Annotated in this window: 11 protein-coding genes; 5 read left to right on the top strand and 6 right to left on the bottom strand. The window is 68.7% G+C overall.

Going from position 1 to position 12924, the window contains the following annotated elements; translation table 11 throughout:
• Positions 1-97: 97 nt before the first annotated feature.
• The 3 genes from betT to AC3B6A_RS23735 form a co-directional block, all read right to left on the bottom strand.
• Positions 98-2053, bottom strand: a complete 1956-nt coding sequence (gene betT, locus AC3B6A_RS23745; RefSeq protein ID WP_488403687.1) for a choline BCCT transporter BetT — start codon at positions 2051-2053, stop codon at positions 98-100.
• 554 nt (positions 2054-2607) lie between these two features.
• Positions 2608-3504, bottom strand: coding sequence for a sigma 54-interacting transcriptional regulator (locus tag AC3B6A_RS23740; protein WP_488399546.1), 897 nt, complete (start codon positions 3502-3504; stop codon positions 2608-2610).
• Positions 3505-3704: 200 nt separating this feature from the next.
• Entirely contained in the window at positions 3705-4484 is a 780-nt protein-coding gene (locus AC3B6A_RS23735) for a MetQ/NlpA family ABC transporter substrate-binding protein (protein ID WP_488399545.1), read from the bottom strand.
• A 447-nt stretch (positions 4485-4931) separates the two neighbouring features.
• Here AC3B6A_RS23735 and AC3B6A_RS23730 point away from each other — a divergent pair, with 447 nt between their 5' ends.
• From AC3B6A_RS23730 to AC3B6A_RS23720, 3 genes are read left to right on the top strand one after another with little or no spacing between them, the layout of a single operon-like run.
• Positions 4932-6371, top strand: a complete 1440-nt coding sequence (locus AC3B6A_RS23730; RefSeq protein WP_488399544.1) for a cytochrome ubiquinol oxidase subunit I — start codon at positions 4932-4934, stop codon at positions 6369-6371.
• Between the two features lie 3 nt (positions 6372-6374).
• Entirely contained in the window at positions 6375-7382 is a 1008-nt protein-coding gene (gene cydB, locus AC3B6A_RS23725; protein WP_488399543.1) for a cytochrome d ubiquinol oxidase subunit II, read from the top strand.
• 10 nt (positions 7383-7392) lie between these two features.
• Positions 7393-7542, top strand: a complete 150-nt coding sequence (locus tag AC3B6A_RS23720) for a DUF2474 domain-containing protein (RefSeq protein WP_488403685.1) — start codon at positions 7393-7395, stop codon at positions 7540-7542.
• A 217-nt stretch (positions 7543-7759) separates the two neighbouring features.
• Here the strand turns inward: AC3B6A_RS23720 and AC3B6A_RS23715 are convergent, their stop codons facing one another.
• Complete coding sequence (locus tag AC3B6A_RS23715) at positions 7760-8971, bottom strand: MFS transporter (RefSeq protein WP_488399541.1); 1212 nt, start codon at positions 8969-8971, stop codon at positions 7760-7762.
• Between the two features lie 199 nt (positions 8972-9170).
• Here AC3B6A_RS23715 and AC3B6A_RS23710 point away from each other — a divergent pair, with 199 nt between their 5' ends.
• The gene (locus tag AC3B6A_RS23710) at positions 9171-10142 is read left to right on the top strand and encodes an XdhC family protein (RefSeq protein WP_488399540.1); all 972 of its coding nucleotides are present in this window, start codon (positions 9171-9173) and stop codon (positions 10140-10142) included.
• On the top strand, positions 10139-10705 hold the full coding sequence (locus AC3B6A_RS23705) for a nucleotidyltransferase family protein (RefSeq protein WP_488399539.1): 567 nt from the start codon (positions 10139-10141) through the stop codon (positions 10703-10705). Before AC3B6A_RS23710 ends, AC3B6A_RS23705 begins: the two co-directional genes overlap by 4 nt.
• Positions 10706-10802: 97 nt before the next feature.
• Here AC3B6A_RS23705 and AC3B6A_RS23700 read toward each other — a convergent pair whose 3' ends face one another.
• The gene (locus AC3B6A_RS23700; protein WP_488399538.1) at positions 10803-11654 is read right to left on the bottom strand and encodes an alpha/beta fold hydrolase; all 852 of its coding nucleotides are present in this window, start codon (positions 11652-11654) and stop codon (positions 10803-10805) included.
• A gap of 66 nt (positions 11655-11720) precedes the next feature.
• A complete protein-coding gene (locus AC3B6A_RS23695; RefSeq protein ID WP_488399537.1) occupies positions 11721-12845 on the bottom strand; it encodes a methyltransferase in 1125 nt (374 codons plus the stop codon).
• Between the last annotated feature and the right edge of the window lie 79 nt (positions 12846-12924).

Raw genomic sequence — 12924 nt, 5'->3', positions numbered from 1 at the left:
AGCTTGCTCGCGAACGCATTCACCGGCAGCTCTGCTGCCGGGCGGTTCGCGAGCAAGCTCGTTCCTACGAAAGCATGTGCAGGCGTCCGCTCCCGGCTCAGCGCACCAGATGCAGGAACTGCAGGTGCCGCTCGTACTGGTCGAGCATGTCGTTGATGATCTGCTCCTTGCCGTAGCCCATCAGGTCGTAGTCCTGGCTGCCCTCGGAAAGGTGCACCTCGGCGCGGAAGTAGCGGCGGTTCTTCAGGTGCAGGCCGCCCATGCCGGCGCGGGCGAAGGCCGGGGTGAAGTAGCCGCGCATCGACACCTGGTAGAGGAACGGGTGCTGCTCGCCGTGGCCGATCTCCAGGCTCAGCTCCAGGTTGCCCAGGTCGAGGTCGGAATCCACCTGCAGGCCCTTCTCGCGGAACACCTCGGACACCTCGGCGATGGCCGGGCCGACCACGTCGGCCATGAAGCGGTACACCTCGTCGCGGGTGGGGAAGTGCACCGCCTGGGAGAGGCGCCGCTTCCAGCCGCCGGGCTTGGCCGGGGGCGGCGGCGCCAGGGAGTGGGCGCGGGCGCGCTGGCGCTGGGATTCGAGGTAGAAGGCCTTGTGCAGGCCCCACATCATCAGCAGCAGGATCAGCGAGAAGGGCAGCGAGGTGAGCACCACCGCCGACTTCAGCGCGTCGATGCTGCCGGCGAAGAGCAGGCCGCCGGTGACCAGCGCGGTGGCCACGCCCCAGAACACCCGCAGCCACTTCGGGCCGTCGTCGTCGGCGCTGCCGCCGTGGGCGGAAAGGGTGGAGAGCACCACGGTGCCGGAGTCCGCCGAGGTGACGAAGAACACGAAGCTGACCAGCACGGTGACGGCGATCACCGCGCGGCTGCCCGGGTAGTTCTGCAGCAGCTGGTAGAGCGCCATGGCGGGCTCCTCGACGGCCACCCGGCCCAGCTCGCCGAAGCCGTGGTTGAGCACCTGGTCGAGGGCGCTGTTGCCGAAGATCGACATCCACGCCAGGGTGAAGCCCAGCGGGATGAACAGCACGCCGAAGACGAATTCGCGGATCGTCCGCCCGCGCGAGATGCGCGCGATGAACAGGCCGACGAAGGGCGCCCAGGCGATCCACCAGGCCCAGTAGAACACCGTCCAGGCGCCCAGCCAGTCGCCGCTGTCGCCGTAGGCGTAGAGGTCGAAGCTCTTGGCCGGCAGGCTGCCGAGGTAATCGCCGATGTTCTGCACCAGGGTGTTGAGCAGGTGCTGGGTGGGCCCGGCGAACAGCACGAAGAGCAGCAGCGCGCAGGCCAGCAGCATGTTGATGTCCGAGAGCAGGCGGATGCCCTTGTCGACGCCGGAGACCGCCACCAGGATGGCCGCGCCCATCATCAGCGCGATCAGCGTCATCTGCACCGGGTGGCTGTGGGCGACGCCGAACAGGACGTCCAGGCCGGCGTTGAGCTGCAGCACGCCGAAGCCCATGTCCGCGCCCAGGCCGAACACCGTGGCGATGATGCCGAAGCAGTCCACCGCGTAGCCGATGGGGCCGTCGATGCGCTTGCCGATCAGCGGGTAGAGCGCCGAACGCAGCGCCAGCGGCAGGTTGTGCCGGTAGGCGAAGTAGGCCAGCGCCATCGCCACCAGGGCGAACACGCCCCAGCCGTGCAGGCCCCAGTGCAGGAACAGCAGCTGCATGGCCTGGCGCGCCGCCTCCGGGGTGCCGGCCGCGCCGTGCGGCGGCTGGAGGAAGTGCGTCAGCGGCTCGGACACGCAGAAGAAGAACAGGGTGATGCTGATGCCGGCGGCGAACAGCATGCCGGCCCAGGACAGGTAGCTGAACTCCGGCTCGTCGTGGTCGGCGCCGAGCTTGATCCTGCCGTAGCCGGAAAGCGCGGTGACCACCACGAAGATCAGGTACAGCGTCATCGCCAGCAGGTAGTACCAGCCGACGCTCCCGGCGGCCCGGGTCTGGGCGGCGAGCAGCCATTCACCGGCGCGCTGGGGCTGGCCGATGACTAAGAGCGCGAAGAGCAGGATCAGCGCCGCCGCACCGTAGAAGACCGGCGGGTTCATGCGCATGGAGGGACAGGGTGTTACGGACGGGGAGGGGGATTGGGCAACGGACAAAACGGGCGGGGTTCCTCGGGTTTTTCCTTGAACGAGCATTCAATGAAAACACGAGACGGCCTTCCAGGGCCAATCGGCGCGGCCGATGATCCCGCCGCCGGCCCCGTGCGGGGGCCGAGCGGAGCGGGTACTGCTTTACTTGCGGCGGGCTTTCTTGGCCTGGCGGATCTCACGGCGTTCCGGGTCGACCTGCGTAGGTACGTTCAGAAAGGCGGTGGCGGCGAAAAAGCTGGCAAGAGCGGCAAAGCTGGTCACGATAGTCTCCAAAGGCGTCGGGGAAATTGGGTCCCGACTGCCTGATAGCCATTTTCCCTGATCTTCATGACAAATATAAGTGAATGGTCTTGATGAGCAGTATTGGGTTGGTCGATGAGACTGCTTTTCGACTATTTGACCAGACAAAATCCTGAAATTGACTATTGGCTCAGGATTCTCTGCCGTCGGCGCTGGAGGCGGCGAATTCTTTCACTGCGACCATTCGTCGCCTCAAGTGAAACGGTTCAGCTAGCTGCCTCGTCCAGCAGGGCCTGCAACTGCTCGCGGACGCCCGGCCGCCGCAGAAACGCCCGCAGATCGGCCGGGGAACTGTCCGGCAGGTTCAGGTGCTGCGGCCCGATTTCCGCTCCCGGGGCGACCAGCAGGGCGAAGTGGATGACGTTCTCCAGCTCGCGGATGTTGCCCGGCCACGGGTAGCTTTCCAGCGCCCGCTGGGTGTCGCTGGCGATCTGCGGCACCGGCAGTTCCAGGCGTTGCGCGTGTACGCCGAGGAAGTATTCGGCCAGCGGCTGGATGTCGCCGATGCGCTCGCGCAGGGGCGGCAGGGTCAGGGTGCCGTCGTGCAGGTACTGCTGCAGTCCTTCGAGGAATTTCCCCGCGCGCACGGCCTGGCCCAGGTCGACGCTGGTGGCGGCCACCAGGCGCACGTCCACCGGCAGCGGCTCGCGGGCGCCGACGCGCAGCACTTCGCGCTCCTGCAACACGCGCAGCAGTTTGCGCTGCAGCGACAGCGGCAGGTCGGCGATCTCGTCCAGGTACAGGGTCCCGCCATTGGCCGAGCCGAACCAGCCGGCGCGGCTGCGCACCGGGCCGTTGTGCGCGCCGGGGGCGTAGCCGAACAGCTCGGCCTCGGCGTAGTTGCGGCTCAGCGCGCCGCAGTTGACCGCCACGAACAGGCCGGAACGCTCGCTGGCGCGGTGGATGTGGCGGGCCAGCAGTTCCTTGCCGGTGCCGGTCTCGCCGTGGATCAGCACCGGCTGCGGCAGCGGCGCCAGGCGTTCCACTTCGTCGCGCACCCGGTGCGAGCGCGGGTCGAAGAACACCAGCGCCTTGGCGCGGATGCTCAGCGGGCTGCGGTCGGCGTCGGGGAAAGTCAGCAGCGGCGCGTGGGGGGCGTTCATGGGGTTTCTCCTTCTGCCGCGCATCCGGCGTCGGTGGGAAAGGCGGCGCGGATGGCGGGCCTTTGCCCGGGTCGCCGATGACGGGGACCGCGAAAATAAAAACGCCGGTGCTGAGTGCTCACCGGCGTGAAAGCGGGTGCGCGGCAGACCGCGCGCCCGGCATGGGAGTCGTTGCGCCCGGCGGCTCGCCGGGCGGCGGATCAGAAGGCCGGCAGCACGGCGCCGTTGTACTTCTTCTCGATGAAGGCTTTGACTTCCGGGCTGTTCAGGGCGGCGGAGAGCTTCTTCAGGGCGTCGCTGTCCTTGTTGTCCGGGCGCGCCACCAGGTAGTTCACGTACGGCGAGTCGCGGTCTTCGAGGATCAGCGCGTCCTTCACCGGGTTGAGCTTGGCCTCCAGGGCGTAGTTGGTGTTGATCAGGTCGAGGTCGACCTGGTCCAGCACGCGCGGCAGCAGGGCCGATTCCAGCGCCTTGAACTTCAGGTGCTTGGGGTTCTCGGCGATGTCCTTCGGGGTGGCCAGGGCGTCGTCCGGCTTCTTCAGCTTGATCACGCCGGCCTTCTGCAGCAGGAGCAGGGCGCGGCCGCTGTTGCTGCCGTCGTTGGGGAGGGCGACGGTGGCGCCGTCCGGCAGCTCGCTCAGGGACTTGTACTTCTTCGAGTAGCCGCCGAAGGGCTCGACGTGCACGCCGGTCACGGTGACCAGGTTGGTGCCCTTGCCGGCGTTGAAGTTGTCCAGGTACGGCTTGGTCTGGAAGTAGTTGGCGTCCAGGCGCTTCTCGGCGACCTGCACGTTGGGCTGCACGTAGTCGGTGAAGACCTTGATCTCCAGGTCCACGCCTTCCTTGGCCAGGGTCGGCTTGATCAGCTCGAGGATCTCGGCGTGGGGAACCGGGGTGGCGGCGACCAACAGCTTTTCGCTGGCGAAGGCCGAGGTGCTGAAGGCGGTGGCGAGGGCGGTCAGAAGCAGCAGTTTCTTCATTGCGATGTCCTTGTGGGGCAGGTGACCGCTGGCATCCGAGCCGGCCGGGATAGGGCCTTCGAACGGGCGGTGGGTATTTTTCCGCGGCTTCGACGGCTGCGGTTGAGGGGCACCTTATCGGGTCTTTTTATTCCGATAAAATATTAATTTTTCATTTTTATATTCGATTTTGTTCATGAAGACCGAAACGGGCCGCCATGCGACAGCCCGCCGCGCGGCAACCCACCACGCCAGCCCGCGCGAAACCGCGGCGTAACATCGGGGTGCTTTCTTGATCGGCGTCAATGCAGATAGTGGTCCATTCTGAATGGCGCGACGAAGTGAACCCGAGCCGGCGAAAGAACCGGTGGCTAGAAACACGAACATCACGCAAGAACGCCCTGCGCATGCGCAAGGCACGGTGCCCGGCCACTGGCGTGGCGGGCGTCAGCCTGAAGAGGAAATGTCATGTTCGGACTCGAGGCGCTCGACCTGGCCCGGATCCAGTTCGCCTTTACTGTGTCCTTCCACATCATCTTCCCCGCCATCACCATCGGCCTGGCCAGTTACCTGGCGGTGCTCGAAGGCCTGTGGCTGAAGACGTCCGACGAGGTCTACCGTGACCTCTATCACTTCTGGTCGAAGATCTTCGCCGTCAACTTCGGCATGGGCGTGGTCTCCGGCCTGGTCATGGCCTACCAGTTCGGCACCAACTGGAGCGCCTTCTCGGCCTTCGCCGGGAGCGTCACCGGGCCGCTGCTGACCTACGAAGTGCTCACCGCGTTCTTCCTCGAAGCCGGCTTCCTCGGCGTCATGCTGTTCGGCTGGCACCGCGTCGGCCCCGGCCTGCACTTCTTCGCCACGGTGATGGTGGCCATCGGCACGCTGATCTCCACCTTCTGGATCCTCGCCTCCAACAGCTGGATGCAGACCCCGCAGGGCCACGAGATCGTCGACGGCGTGGTGGTCCCGGTGGACTGGCTGGCGATCATCTTCAACCCGTCCTTCCCCTATCGCCTGCTGCACATGGCGATCGCCTCGTTCATCGCCACCGCCTTCTTCGTCGGCGCCTCGGCGGCCTGGCACCTGCTGCGCGGCCGCGACAACCCGGCGATCCGCAAGATGCTCTCGATGGCCATGTGGATGGCGCTGGTGGTCGCGCCGATCCAGGCGCTGGTGGGCGACGCCCACGGCCTCAACACCCTCAAGCACCAGCCGGCGAAGATCGCCGCGATCGAGGGCCACTGGGACAACGAGGAGGGCGGGCCGACCCCGCTGATCCTGTTCGGCTGGCCGGACATGGCGCGCGAGGAAACCCGCTTCAAGCTGGAAATCCCGGTGCTCGGCAGCCTGATCCTCAATCACAGCCTGACCGAGCCGATCCCGGCGCTGAAGGACTTCCCCCGGCTCGACCGGCCCGACTCCACGGTGGTGTTCTGGTCGTTCCGGGTGATGGCCGGGCTGGGCATGCTGATGATCCTGGTCGGCCTGTGGAGCGCCTGGCTGCGCCTGCGCAAGGGCCTCTACCAGAACCGCGCGTTCCTCCGCCTGGTGCTGTGGATGGGGCCGTCGGGCCTGATCGCCCTGCTCGCCGGCTGGTTCACCACCGAGGTCGGCCGCCAGCCGTGGGTCGTCTACGGGCTGATGCGCACCAGCGATGCGGTGTCCCACCACAGCGTCGCGCAGATGAGCCTGACCCTGGTGATGTTCGTGCTGGTGTACTTCAGCCTGTTCGGCGTCGGCATCGGCTACATGATGCGCCTGGTGCGCAAGGGCCCGGTCACCCACGAGGGACGCGAGACCAGCCACGGCGGCCCCGGCCAGCAGCGCACCGCGGCGCGGCCGCTGTCGGCCACCGCCGAGGGCTTCGACGACGACGACGGCGCCAGCCCGGCGGGGAGGAACTGAGCCATGGGAATCGATCTTCCGCTGATCTGGGCGGTCATCATCATCTTCGGCGTGATGATGTACGTGGTGATGGACGGCTTCGACTTAGGGATAGGCATGCTCTATCCGTTCTTCAAGGACGAGGCCGACCGCGACGTGATGATGAACACCGTGGCGCCGGTCTGGGACGGCAACGAGACCTGGCTGGTGCTGGGCGGCGCGGCGCTGTTCGGCGCCTTCCCGGTGGCCTACTCGGCCGTGCTCTCGGCGCTCTACCTGCCGCTGGTGCTGATGCTGGTGGGGCTGATCTTCCGCGGCGTGGCCTTCGAGTTCCGCTTCAAGGCGCGGGCCGCCAAGCGGCACCTGTGGGACAAGTCGTTCATCGCCGGCTCGTTGCTGGCGACCTTCTTCCAGGGCGTGGCGCTGGGCGCCTTCATCGAGGGCATCCCGGTGCAGAACCGCCAGTTCGCCGGCGGCGCGCTGGACTGGCTGGCGCCGTTCCCGCTGTTCTGCGGCCTGGGCCTGGTGGTCGCCTACAGCCTGCTGGGCTGCACCTGGCTGATCATGAAGACCGAAGGCCGCCTGCAGGAGCGCATGCACGACCTGGCGAGGCCGCTGGCGCTGGTGCTGCTGGCGGTGATCGGCATCGTCAGCCTGTGGACCCCACTGGCCCACGAGGAGATCGCCCAACGCTGGTTCAGCCTGCCGAACCTGTTCTGGTTCCTGCCGGTGCCGCTGCTGGTGCTGCTGGTCTTCTACGGCCTGCTGCGCTCGGTGGCCGCCAACGACCATGTGAAGCCCTTCGTGCTCACCCTGGTGCTGATCTTCCTCGGCTACAGCGGCCTGGGCATCAGCCTGTGGCCGAACATCGTGCCGCCGTCGCTGTCCATCTGGGATGCCGCCGCGCCGCCGCAGAGCCAGGGCTTCATGCTGGTGGGCGCGCTGTTCATCCTGCCCTTCATCCTCGGCTACACCGCGTGGAGCTACTACGTGTTCCGCGGCAAGGTGAAGCCCGGCGATGGCTACCACTGAGGGCCGCGCGATGACTCGCGAGGAACAGGGCAAGGCGCCGCTGCGCAAGCGCCTGGGCTGGCTGGTGCTGATCTGGGCGCTGAGCGTCGCCGCCCTCGGCGTGGTGGCCTGGCTGCTGCGCCTGTTCATGGCCGCGGCGGGGCTGGGCACGCCGCACTAGCCATTGCCGATACGCAATCCCATCCGGGCGCCGTCCCCCTGGCGTCCGTTCCCACATCCCCCGCATGCGTGTCGTGCGGGGGATTTTTTTGCTTTTCGTAGGAGCGGATCTTATCCGCGAATCCGGCCGGAAGGCCGGCGGCTGGGGTATGCACCGCTATGGCGATGATCGCGGAGAAGCTCCGCTCCTACAAGAGCGCAGCTGAGCGCGATGGTGATCAGTGCAGCTTGTCGCGCTTGGCCAGGGTCGGGAACAGCTTGATCCAGGCCCCGGTGACGACCAGCGTGCCGACGCCGCCGAGCACCACCGCCGGCACGGTGCCGAACCAGTGGGCGGTGACGCCGGATTCGAATTCGCCGAGCTGGTTCGAGGCGCCGATGAACAGGCCGTTCACCGCGCTGACCCGGCCGCGCATTTCGTCCGGGGTCTCCAGCTGCACGAAGGCGCCGCGGATCACCATGCTGATCATGTCCGCCGCGCCCAGCACCACCAGCACCGCGAGGGAGAACCAGAAGGAGGTCGACAGGCCGAAGGCGATGGTGGTGACGCCGAAGATGCCCACGGCGAGGAACATGATCCGTCCGACATTGCGCTCGATGGGGAAGCGCGCCAGCCAGAACGACATCAGCAGCGCGCCCACCGCCGGCGCCGAGCGCAGCAGGCCCAGGCCCCAGGGGCCGGTGAGCAGGATGTCCCGGGCGAACACCGGCAGCAGCGCGGTGGCGCCGCCCAGCAGCACGGCGAACAGGTCCAGCGAGATGGCGCCGAAGATGTCCGGGCGGCTGCGGATGAAGCGGACGCCGGCCAGCAGCGACTCCAGCGTGGCCTTGCCCTGGGCGGCCGGCGCCTGGCGCCGCGGCAGGGTCATGACCAGCATGCAGGCGATGAAGTAGAGCAGCGCGGTCGGGGTGTAGACCCAGAAGGCGCCGAAGGCGTAGAGCAGGCCGCCGAAGGCCGGCGCGGCGATGGTCGCCGCCTGCATGGCCGAGGCGGAGGCGGCCACCGCGCGGGGGAACAGCGCGCCGGGCACGATGTTCGGCAGCAGCGCCTGGGTGGTCGGCATCTCGAAGGCCCGCGCGGTGCCGAGCAGGAAGGCCATCACGAAGATCATCTCGCGGGTCACGCTGTCGGTGCTGGCGCCCACCACCAGCGCCACCGCCACCAGGCCCTGGCCGATCTGGCAGAGCGAGGCGATGCGCCGGCGGTCGTAGCGGTCGGCGACGTGCCCGGTGTGCAGCATGAACAGCACACGCGGGAGGAATTCCACCAGCCCGACCAGGCCGAGGTCGAGCACGTTGTGGGTCAGCTCGTAGATGTGCCAGCCGATGGCCACGGTGATCATCTGGAAGCCGCTGGCGGTGCAGACGCGGGCCAGCCAGAAGGCGAGGAAGGGGCGATGACGCAGCAGGGACGTGGCTTCGGCGGGCATTGGGATTATTCGTTAGGCGGCTAAGCAAGGGCCGCGCAGCGTAACACGGCGTTGCGCCTTTCCGCGTGCGGCCCCGGGCAACTTCGTTCGGTCAGCGCCCGGGAGTGAATAGGGCGAGCTGATCGACGCGCTGTCCCGGGCTGGCCTGCCCGGCGATCTGGGCGTACAACAGGTGGCCCAACCGAAGCCGGAGCAAGTCGTGCAGCATCTCGATCTGCAAGTGATCCGCCAGGCGCTCCAGTGGTCGAGCGCCGGCCAGCGTGTGTGGCTGTGCAGCGTACTTTTCACCTACGGCTCGGCGCCCCGCGCGCCGGGCTCGCTGCTGGCGGTCAACGCCGGCGGCCAGTGGGTCGGCTCGCTGTCCGGCGGCTGCGTCGAGGACGATTTCCTCGAACGCGTGGCGGCGGGCGAGTTCGCCGAACCGGTGGCCGTGGTGCGCTACGGCGACGGCAGCGACACGCGCTCGAACGTCCGCCTGCCCTGCGGCGGCATCCTCGACGTGCTGGTGGAAAACCTCGCGCCCGATTGCGACGTGCAGGCGCACCTGCGCGAGCTGGAATCGGCGCTGCTCGGCCAGCGCCGCCTGCTGCGCGAAGTCAGCCTGCTCGACGGCGCGCGCCGGCTGAGCGACGACCACGAGCACGGCCTGCGCGTGGAGCGCGAGGAAACCCGCGTGCGCCTGCGCGTCGGCGCCGCCCAGCGCCTGCTGCTGGCCGGGTATTCCAGCGTCGCGCACTTCTGCGCGGAGTTCGGCAAGGGCCTGGGCTTCGAAGTCATCCTCTGCGACCCCCGCGAGGAAGCGCTGGCCGGCGTGGTGCTCGACGGCATCGAAATCCGCCGCGAGCTGCCCTCGGTGTTCATCGCCAACGGCGGCTGTCATGCCGATACGGCGGTGGTGGCGCTGACCCACGACCCGAAGATCGACGACCTGGCGATGCTCGAAGCCGTGCGCACCGAGGCTTTCTACATCGGCGTGATGGGCTCGCACACCACCTCCGAGAAGCGCCGCGAACGCCTGCAGCGCATCGGCGGCCTGGGCGCCGCCGAACTGGCGCGCATCCACGCGCCCATCGGCCTCAACCTGGGCAGCCGGACCCCGGCGGAAATCGCCCTGGCGGTGCTCGCCGACGTCGTGCGCACCCGCAGCGGCATCGCCCGCGAGGCACTGTGACGGTCGTCGCGCTGGTCCTCGCAGCCGGGCAGGGCGAGCGTTTCGGCGCCGACAAGCGCCGCGCGCCGCTGGAGGACGGACGCGGTTTGCTGGCCCATGGCGTCGAGCGGGCGCGGGCGGCGTTCGACGAGGTGCGCGTGGTGCTGCGCGAGGGTGAGCGGGCGGAGGACTTCGGCCTGGCGGCGGGTTGCCGGGTTATCCACAGCCCGGATGCGGCGCTGGGCATGGGCCACAGCCTCGCGTGCGGTGTGGCTTCGCTGGTCGACTGCGAGGCGCGGGCCGCCGCCATCCTCCTTGGCGACATGCCCTGGATCGCCCCGGAAACCCTGCGCCAACTGGCCGAAGCCGCCACGGCGTCGACCATCCTGTTCCCGCTCCACGACGGCCAGCGCGGTCATCCGGTGCTGTTCGGCCGCGCGTTCTGGCCGGAGCTGACACGCCTGAGCGGCGATGAAGGCGCCCGCGCGGTGCTGCAGGCGCACCGCGAATGCTGCGTGGCGCTGCGGGTGGAGGATGCCGGCGTGCTGCGCGACGTGGACACGCCGGACGCCCTGCAGCTCTGATTAGGTTCGCGAGCAAGCTCGCTCCTACGAAGAGCACAACCGCTTACCCCGCGCGAGCTGCTCTGCCTGTAGGAGCGAGCTTGCTCGCGAACCAGCCTCAACGCTGGCCCAACCACTCCGCAATACGCGGCCAGATTTCCAGGCTGGCATTGCGCGACAGCAGCAGGCGGTTGTGGCTGTAGTCCTCGCGATGGCCCTGCGCCGCGCCGAACAGCTCCAGCCGCGCATCCGCTCCGCCGAAGGCCGCCACCAGCGTCTCGCAGCCGGCGAGCGGGGCGATGAAGCGGTCGCCGCTGCCGGCCACGCCCAGCACCGGCAAGGCGACGTCGCCGAGCCCGGCCAGGTAATCGAATCCCGCCAGCGAATCGAAGCGCCGCCGCAGGTTCCACCGGCACCACTGGCGCATCAGCCGCGCGCTCTCCGCTTCCGGCCCGGTATCCCGCGACCGGCTCGGCGCGATGCGCCGCCAGCCGAGCATCCAGTCGAAGGCGCGGATGGCCCAGCGATGCCGCAGGCTGGCGCCCGCCGCCGTGGCCTGCGCGCCCAGCAGCACCAGCCCGCGCAATTGCTGCCGCGCCAGTTCCGGGTTGCGCGCCGCCCACATCGAGACGATCAGCCCGCCGCCGGAGTGGCCGATCCAGAACAGCGCCGAATGGCCGCTGCGCTGGCGCACGGCAGCGAGGATCGCCGGCACGTCCTGCTCGGCGACGTCGTCGAAGCTGTGGCGGAACGCGTTGCGCTCGCTGTCGCCATGCCCGCGCCAGTCGAACAGCCAGCAGCTGAAGCCGAGCCCGGCGAGGTGCCTGGCCAGCCCGAGGCAGCTGCGGTGGTTGGAAAAGGTGCCGTGGGTCAGCACCACCGGCGGGCCGTCGGCCGGGCCGAGGCGGCGCAGGGCCAGGTTGACGCCGTCAAGGGTGGGGATCAGTTCCGGCGCGGGGAGGGCGGTCATGGCGGCGTCCTGGCTGGGGGCGATCCATGCTGCTCCGGCACTTCGGCCGGAGCAATCCCGGCCGGGTCATTTGGTCGCTTTCAGCACCACGAATTTCGGATTTGCCGCCACCTGCTCGACGCCGCGGAACAGGCGCTTGAGCTTGGCGTGGTAGCCCAGGTGGCGGTTGCCGACGATCCACAGCTCGCCGCCTGTGACCAGCGCCGCGCGGGCCTGCTGGAACATGCGCCAGGCGAGGAAGTCGCCGACCACCTGCTGCTGGTGGAACGGCGGGTTGCACAGCACCAGGTCCAGGGACTCGGCCGGCTGGCTGGCGAGGCCGTCGTCCGGGTGGATGTCCACGGGGCGCTCGCCGAAGGCGGCCTGCCAGTTTTCCCGCGCCGACTGCACGGCCATGTAGGACTCGTCCACCAGCGTCAGCTCGGCCAGCGGGTTCTGCCGGGCGAAGGCGATGGCCAGCACGCCGTTGCCGCAGCCCAGGTCGGCGGCGCGTACGGCGTGGTGGTAGTGCGGCAGGTGCGGGAGGAAGGCGCGGGTGCCGATGTCCAGGCCCTCGCGGCAGAACACGTTGGCGTGGTTGACCAGCGTCAGCGCCGGCTGCTCCAGGCGGTAGCGGGTGGGGTAGGGCGAGACCGGCGCGGGGCGCTGCGCGGCGCTGGCGATCAGCAGGCGCGCCTTCTTCACCGCCAGCGAGGCCTGCATCGGGCCGATGTACTTTTCCAGCAGGTCGCCGGCGGCGCGCGGCAGGTGCTTGATCATGCCGGCGGCGACCACCTGCGCGCCCGGCGCCAGCTGGCCGTGCAGGCGGATCAGCTGTTCCTCCAGCAGCGCCAGGGTCTTGGGCACGCGCACCAGCACCTGGTCGAACGGGCCTTGCGGGGTTTCGCTGGCGGGCGCGAAGGTCAGCGGCGCATCGCCCAGGCCGTTGCGTTCGAGGTTGCGCTGCAGGGCGATGAAGCCCAGGTGCGAGTCGCCGCTGCTGGTCAGGCGCACATGGGGCGCGAGGCTGGCGGCGAGGGCGCCGAAGCTGTCGTTGAGCACCAGGACCCGGCTGTCCGCGCCGACGCCTTGCTCGTGCAGGTGAGCGAGCAGGTACTCGTCGGCCGCGTCGAAGGCCTGCAGAGGGTCGTCCTGCTGTTCGGGGTGGCGGACCAGGTCGAGCTGGGCGAAGGGGCTGGCGAGGACGGGCATGGGGCTCTCGGGCGAAGGTGTCTGGCTGAGGTCGCGGAACAACGCGGATGGCAAGGGCTGGTGGCCCGTTGCAATCGTA

It is taken from the genome of Pseudomonas sp. B12(2026), assembly GCF_057767015.1.
The sequence above is the reverse complement of the archived record's forward strand: the minus strand, read 5'-3'. Positions and strand labels throughout refer to the sequence as shown.

Bases quoted from the DNA above. Each gene is read 5' to 3' on its own strand.
- AC3B6A_RS23735 (WP_488399545.1), bottom strand. From the start codon at position 4,484: ATGAAGAAACTGCTGCTTCTGACCGCCCTCGCCACCGCCTTCAGCACC.
- AC3B6A_RS23730 (WP_488399544.1), top strand. From the start codon at position 4,932: ATGTTCGGACTCGAGGCGCTCGACCTGGCCCGGATCCAGTTCGCCTTT.
- AC3B6A_RS23720 (WP_488403685.1), top strand. From the start codon at position 7,393: ATGACTCGCGAGGAACAGGGCAAGGCGCCGCTGCGCAAGCGCCTGGGC.
- AC3B6A_RS23715 (WP_488399541.1), bottom strand. From the start codon at position 8,971: ATGCCCGCCGAAGCCACGTCCCTGCTGCGTCATCGCCCCTTCCTCGCC.
- AC3B6A_RS23740 (WP_488399546.1), bottom strand. From the start codon at position 3,504: ATGAACGCCCCCCACGCGCCGCTGCTGACTTTCCCCGACGCCGACCGC.
- betT (WP_488403687.1), bottom strand. From the start codon at position 2,053: ATGAACCCGCCGGTCTTCTACGGTGCGGCGGCGCTGATCCTGCTCTTC.
- AC3B6A_RS23700 (WP_488399538.1), bottom strand. From the start codon at position 11,654: ATGACCGCCCTCCCCGCGCCGGAACTGATCCCCACCCTTGACGGCGTC.
- cydB (WP_488399543.1), top strand. From the start codon at position 6,375: ATGGGAATCGATCTTCCGCTGATCTGGGCGGTCATCATCATCTTCGGC.
- AC3B6A_RS23695 (WP_488399537.1), bottom strand. From the start codon at position 12,845: ATGCCCGTCCTCGCCAGCCCCTTCGCCCAGCTCGACCTGGTCCGCCAC.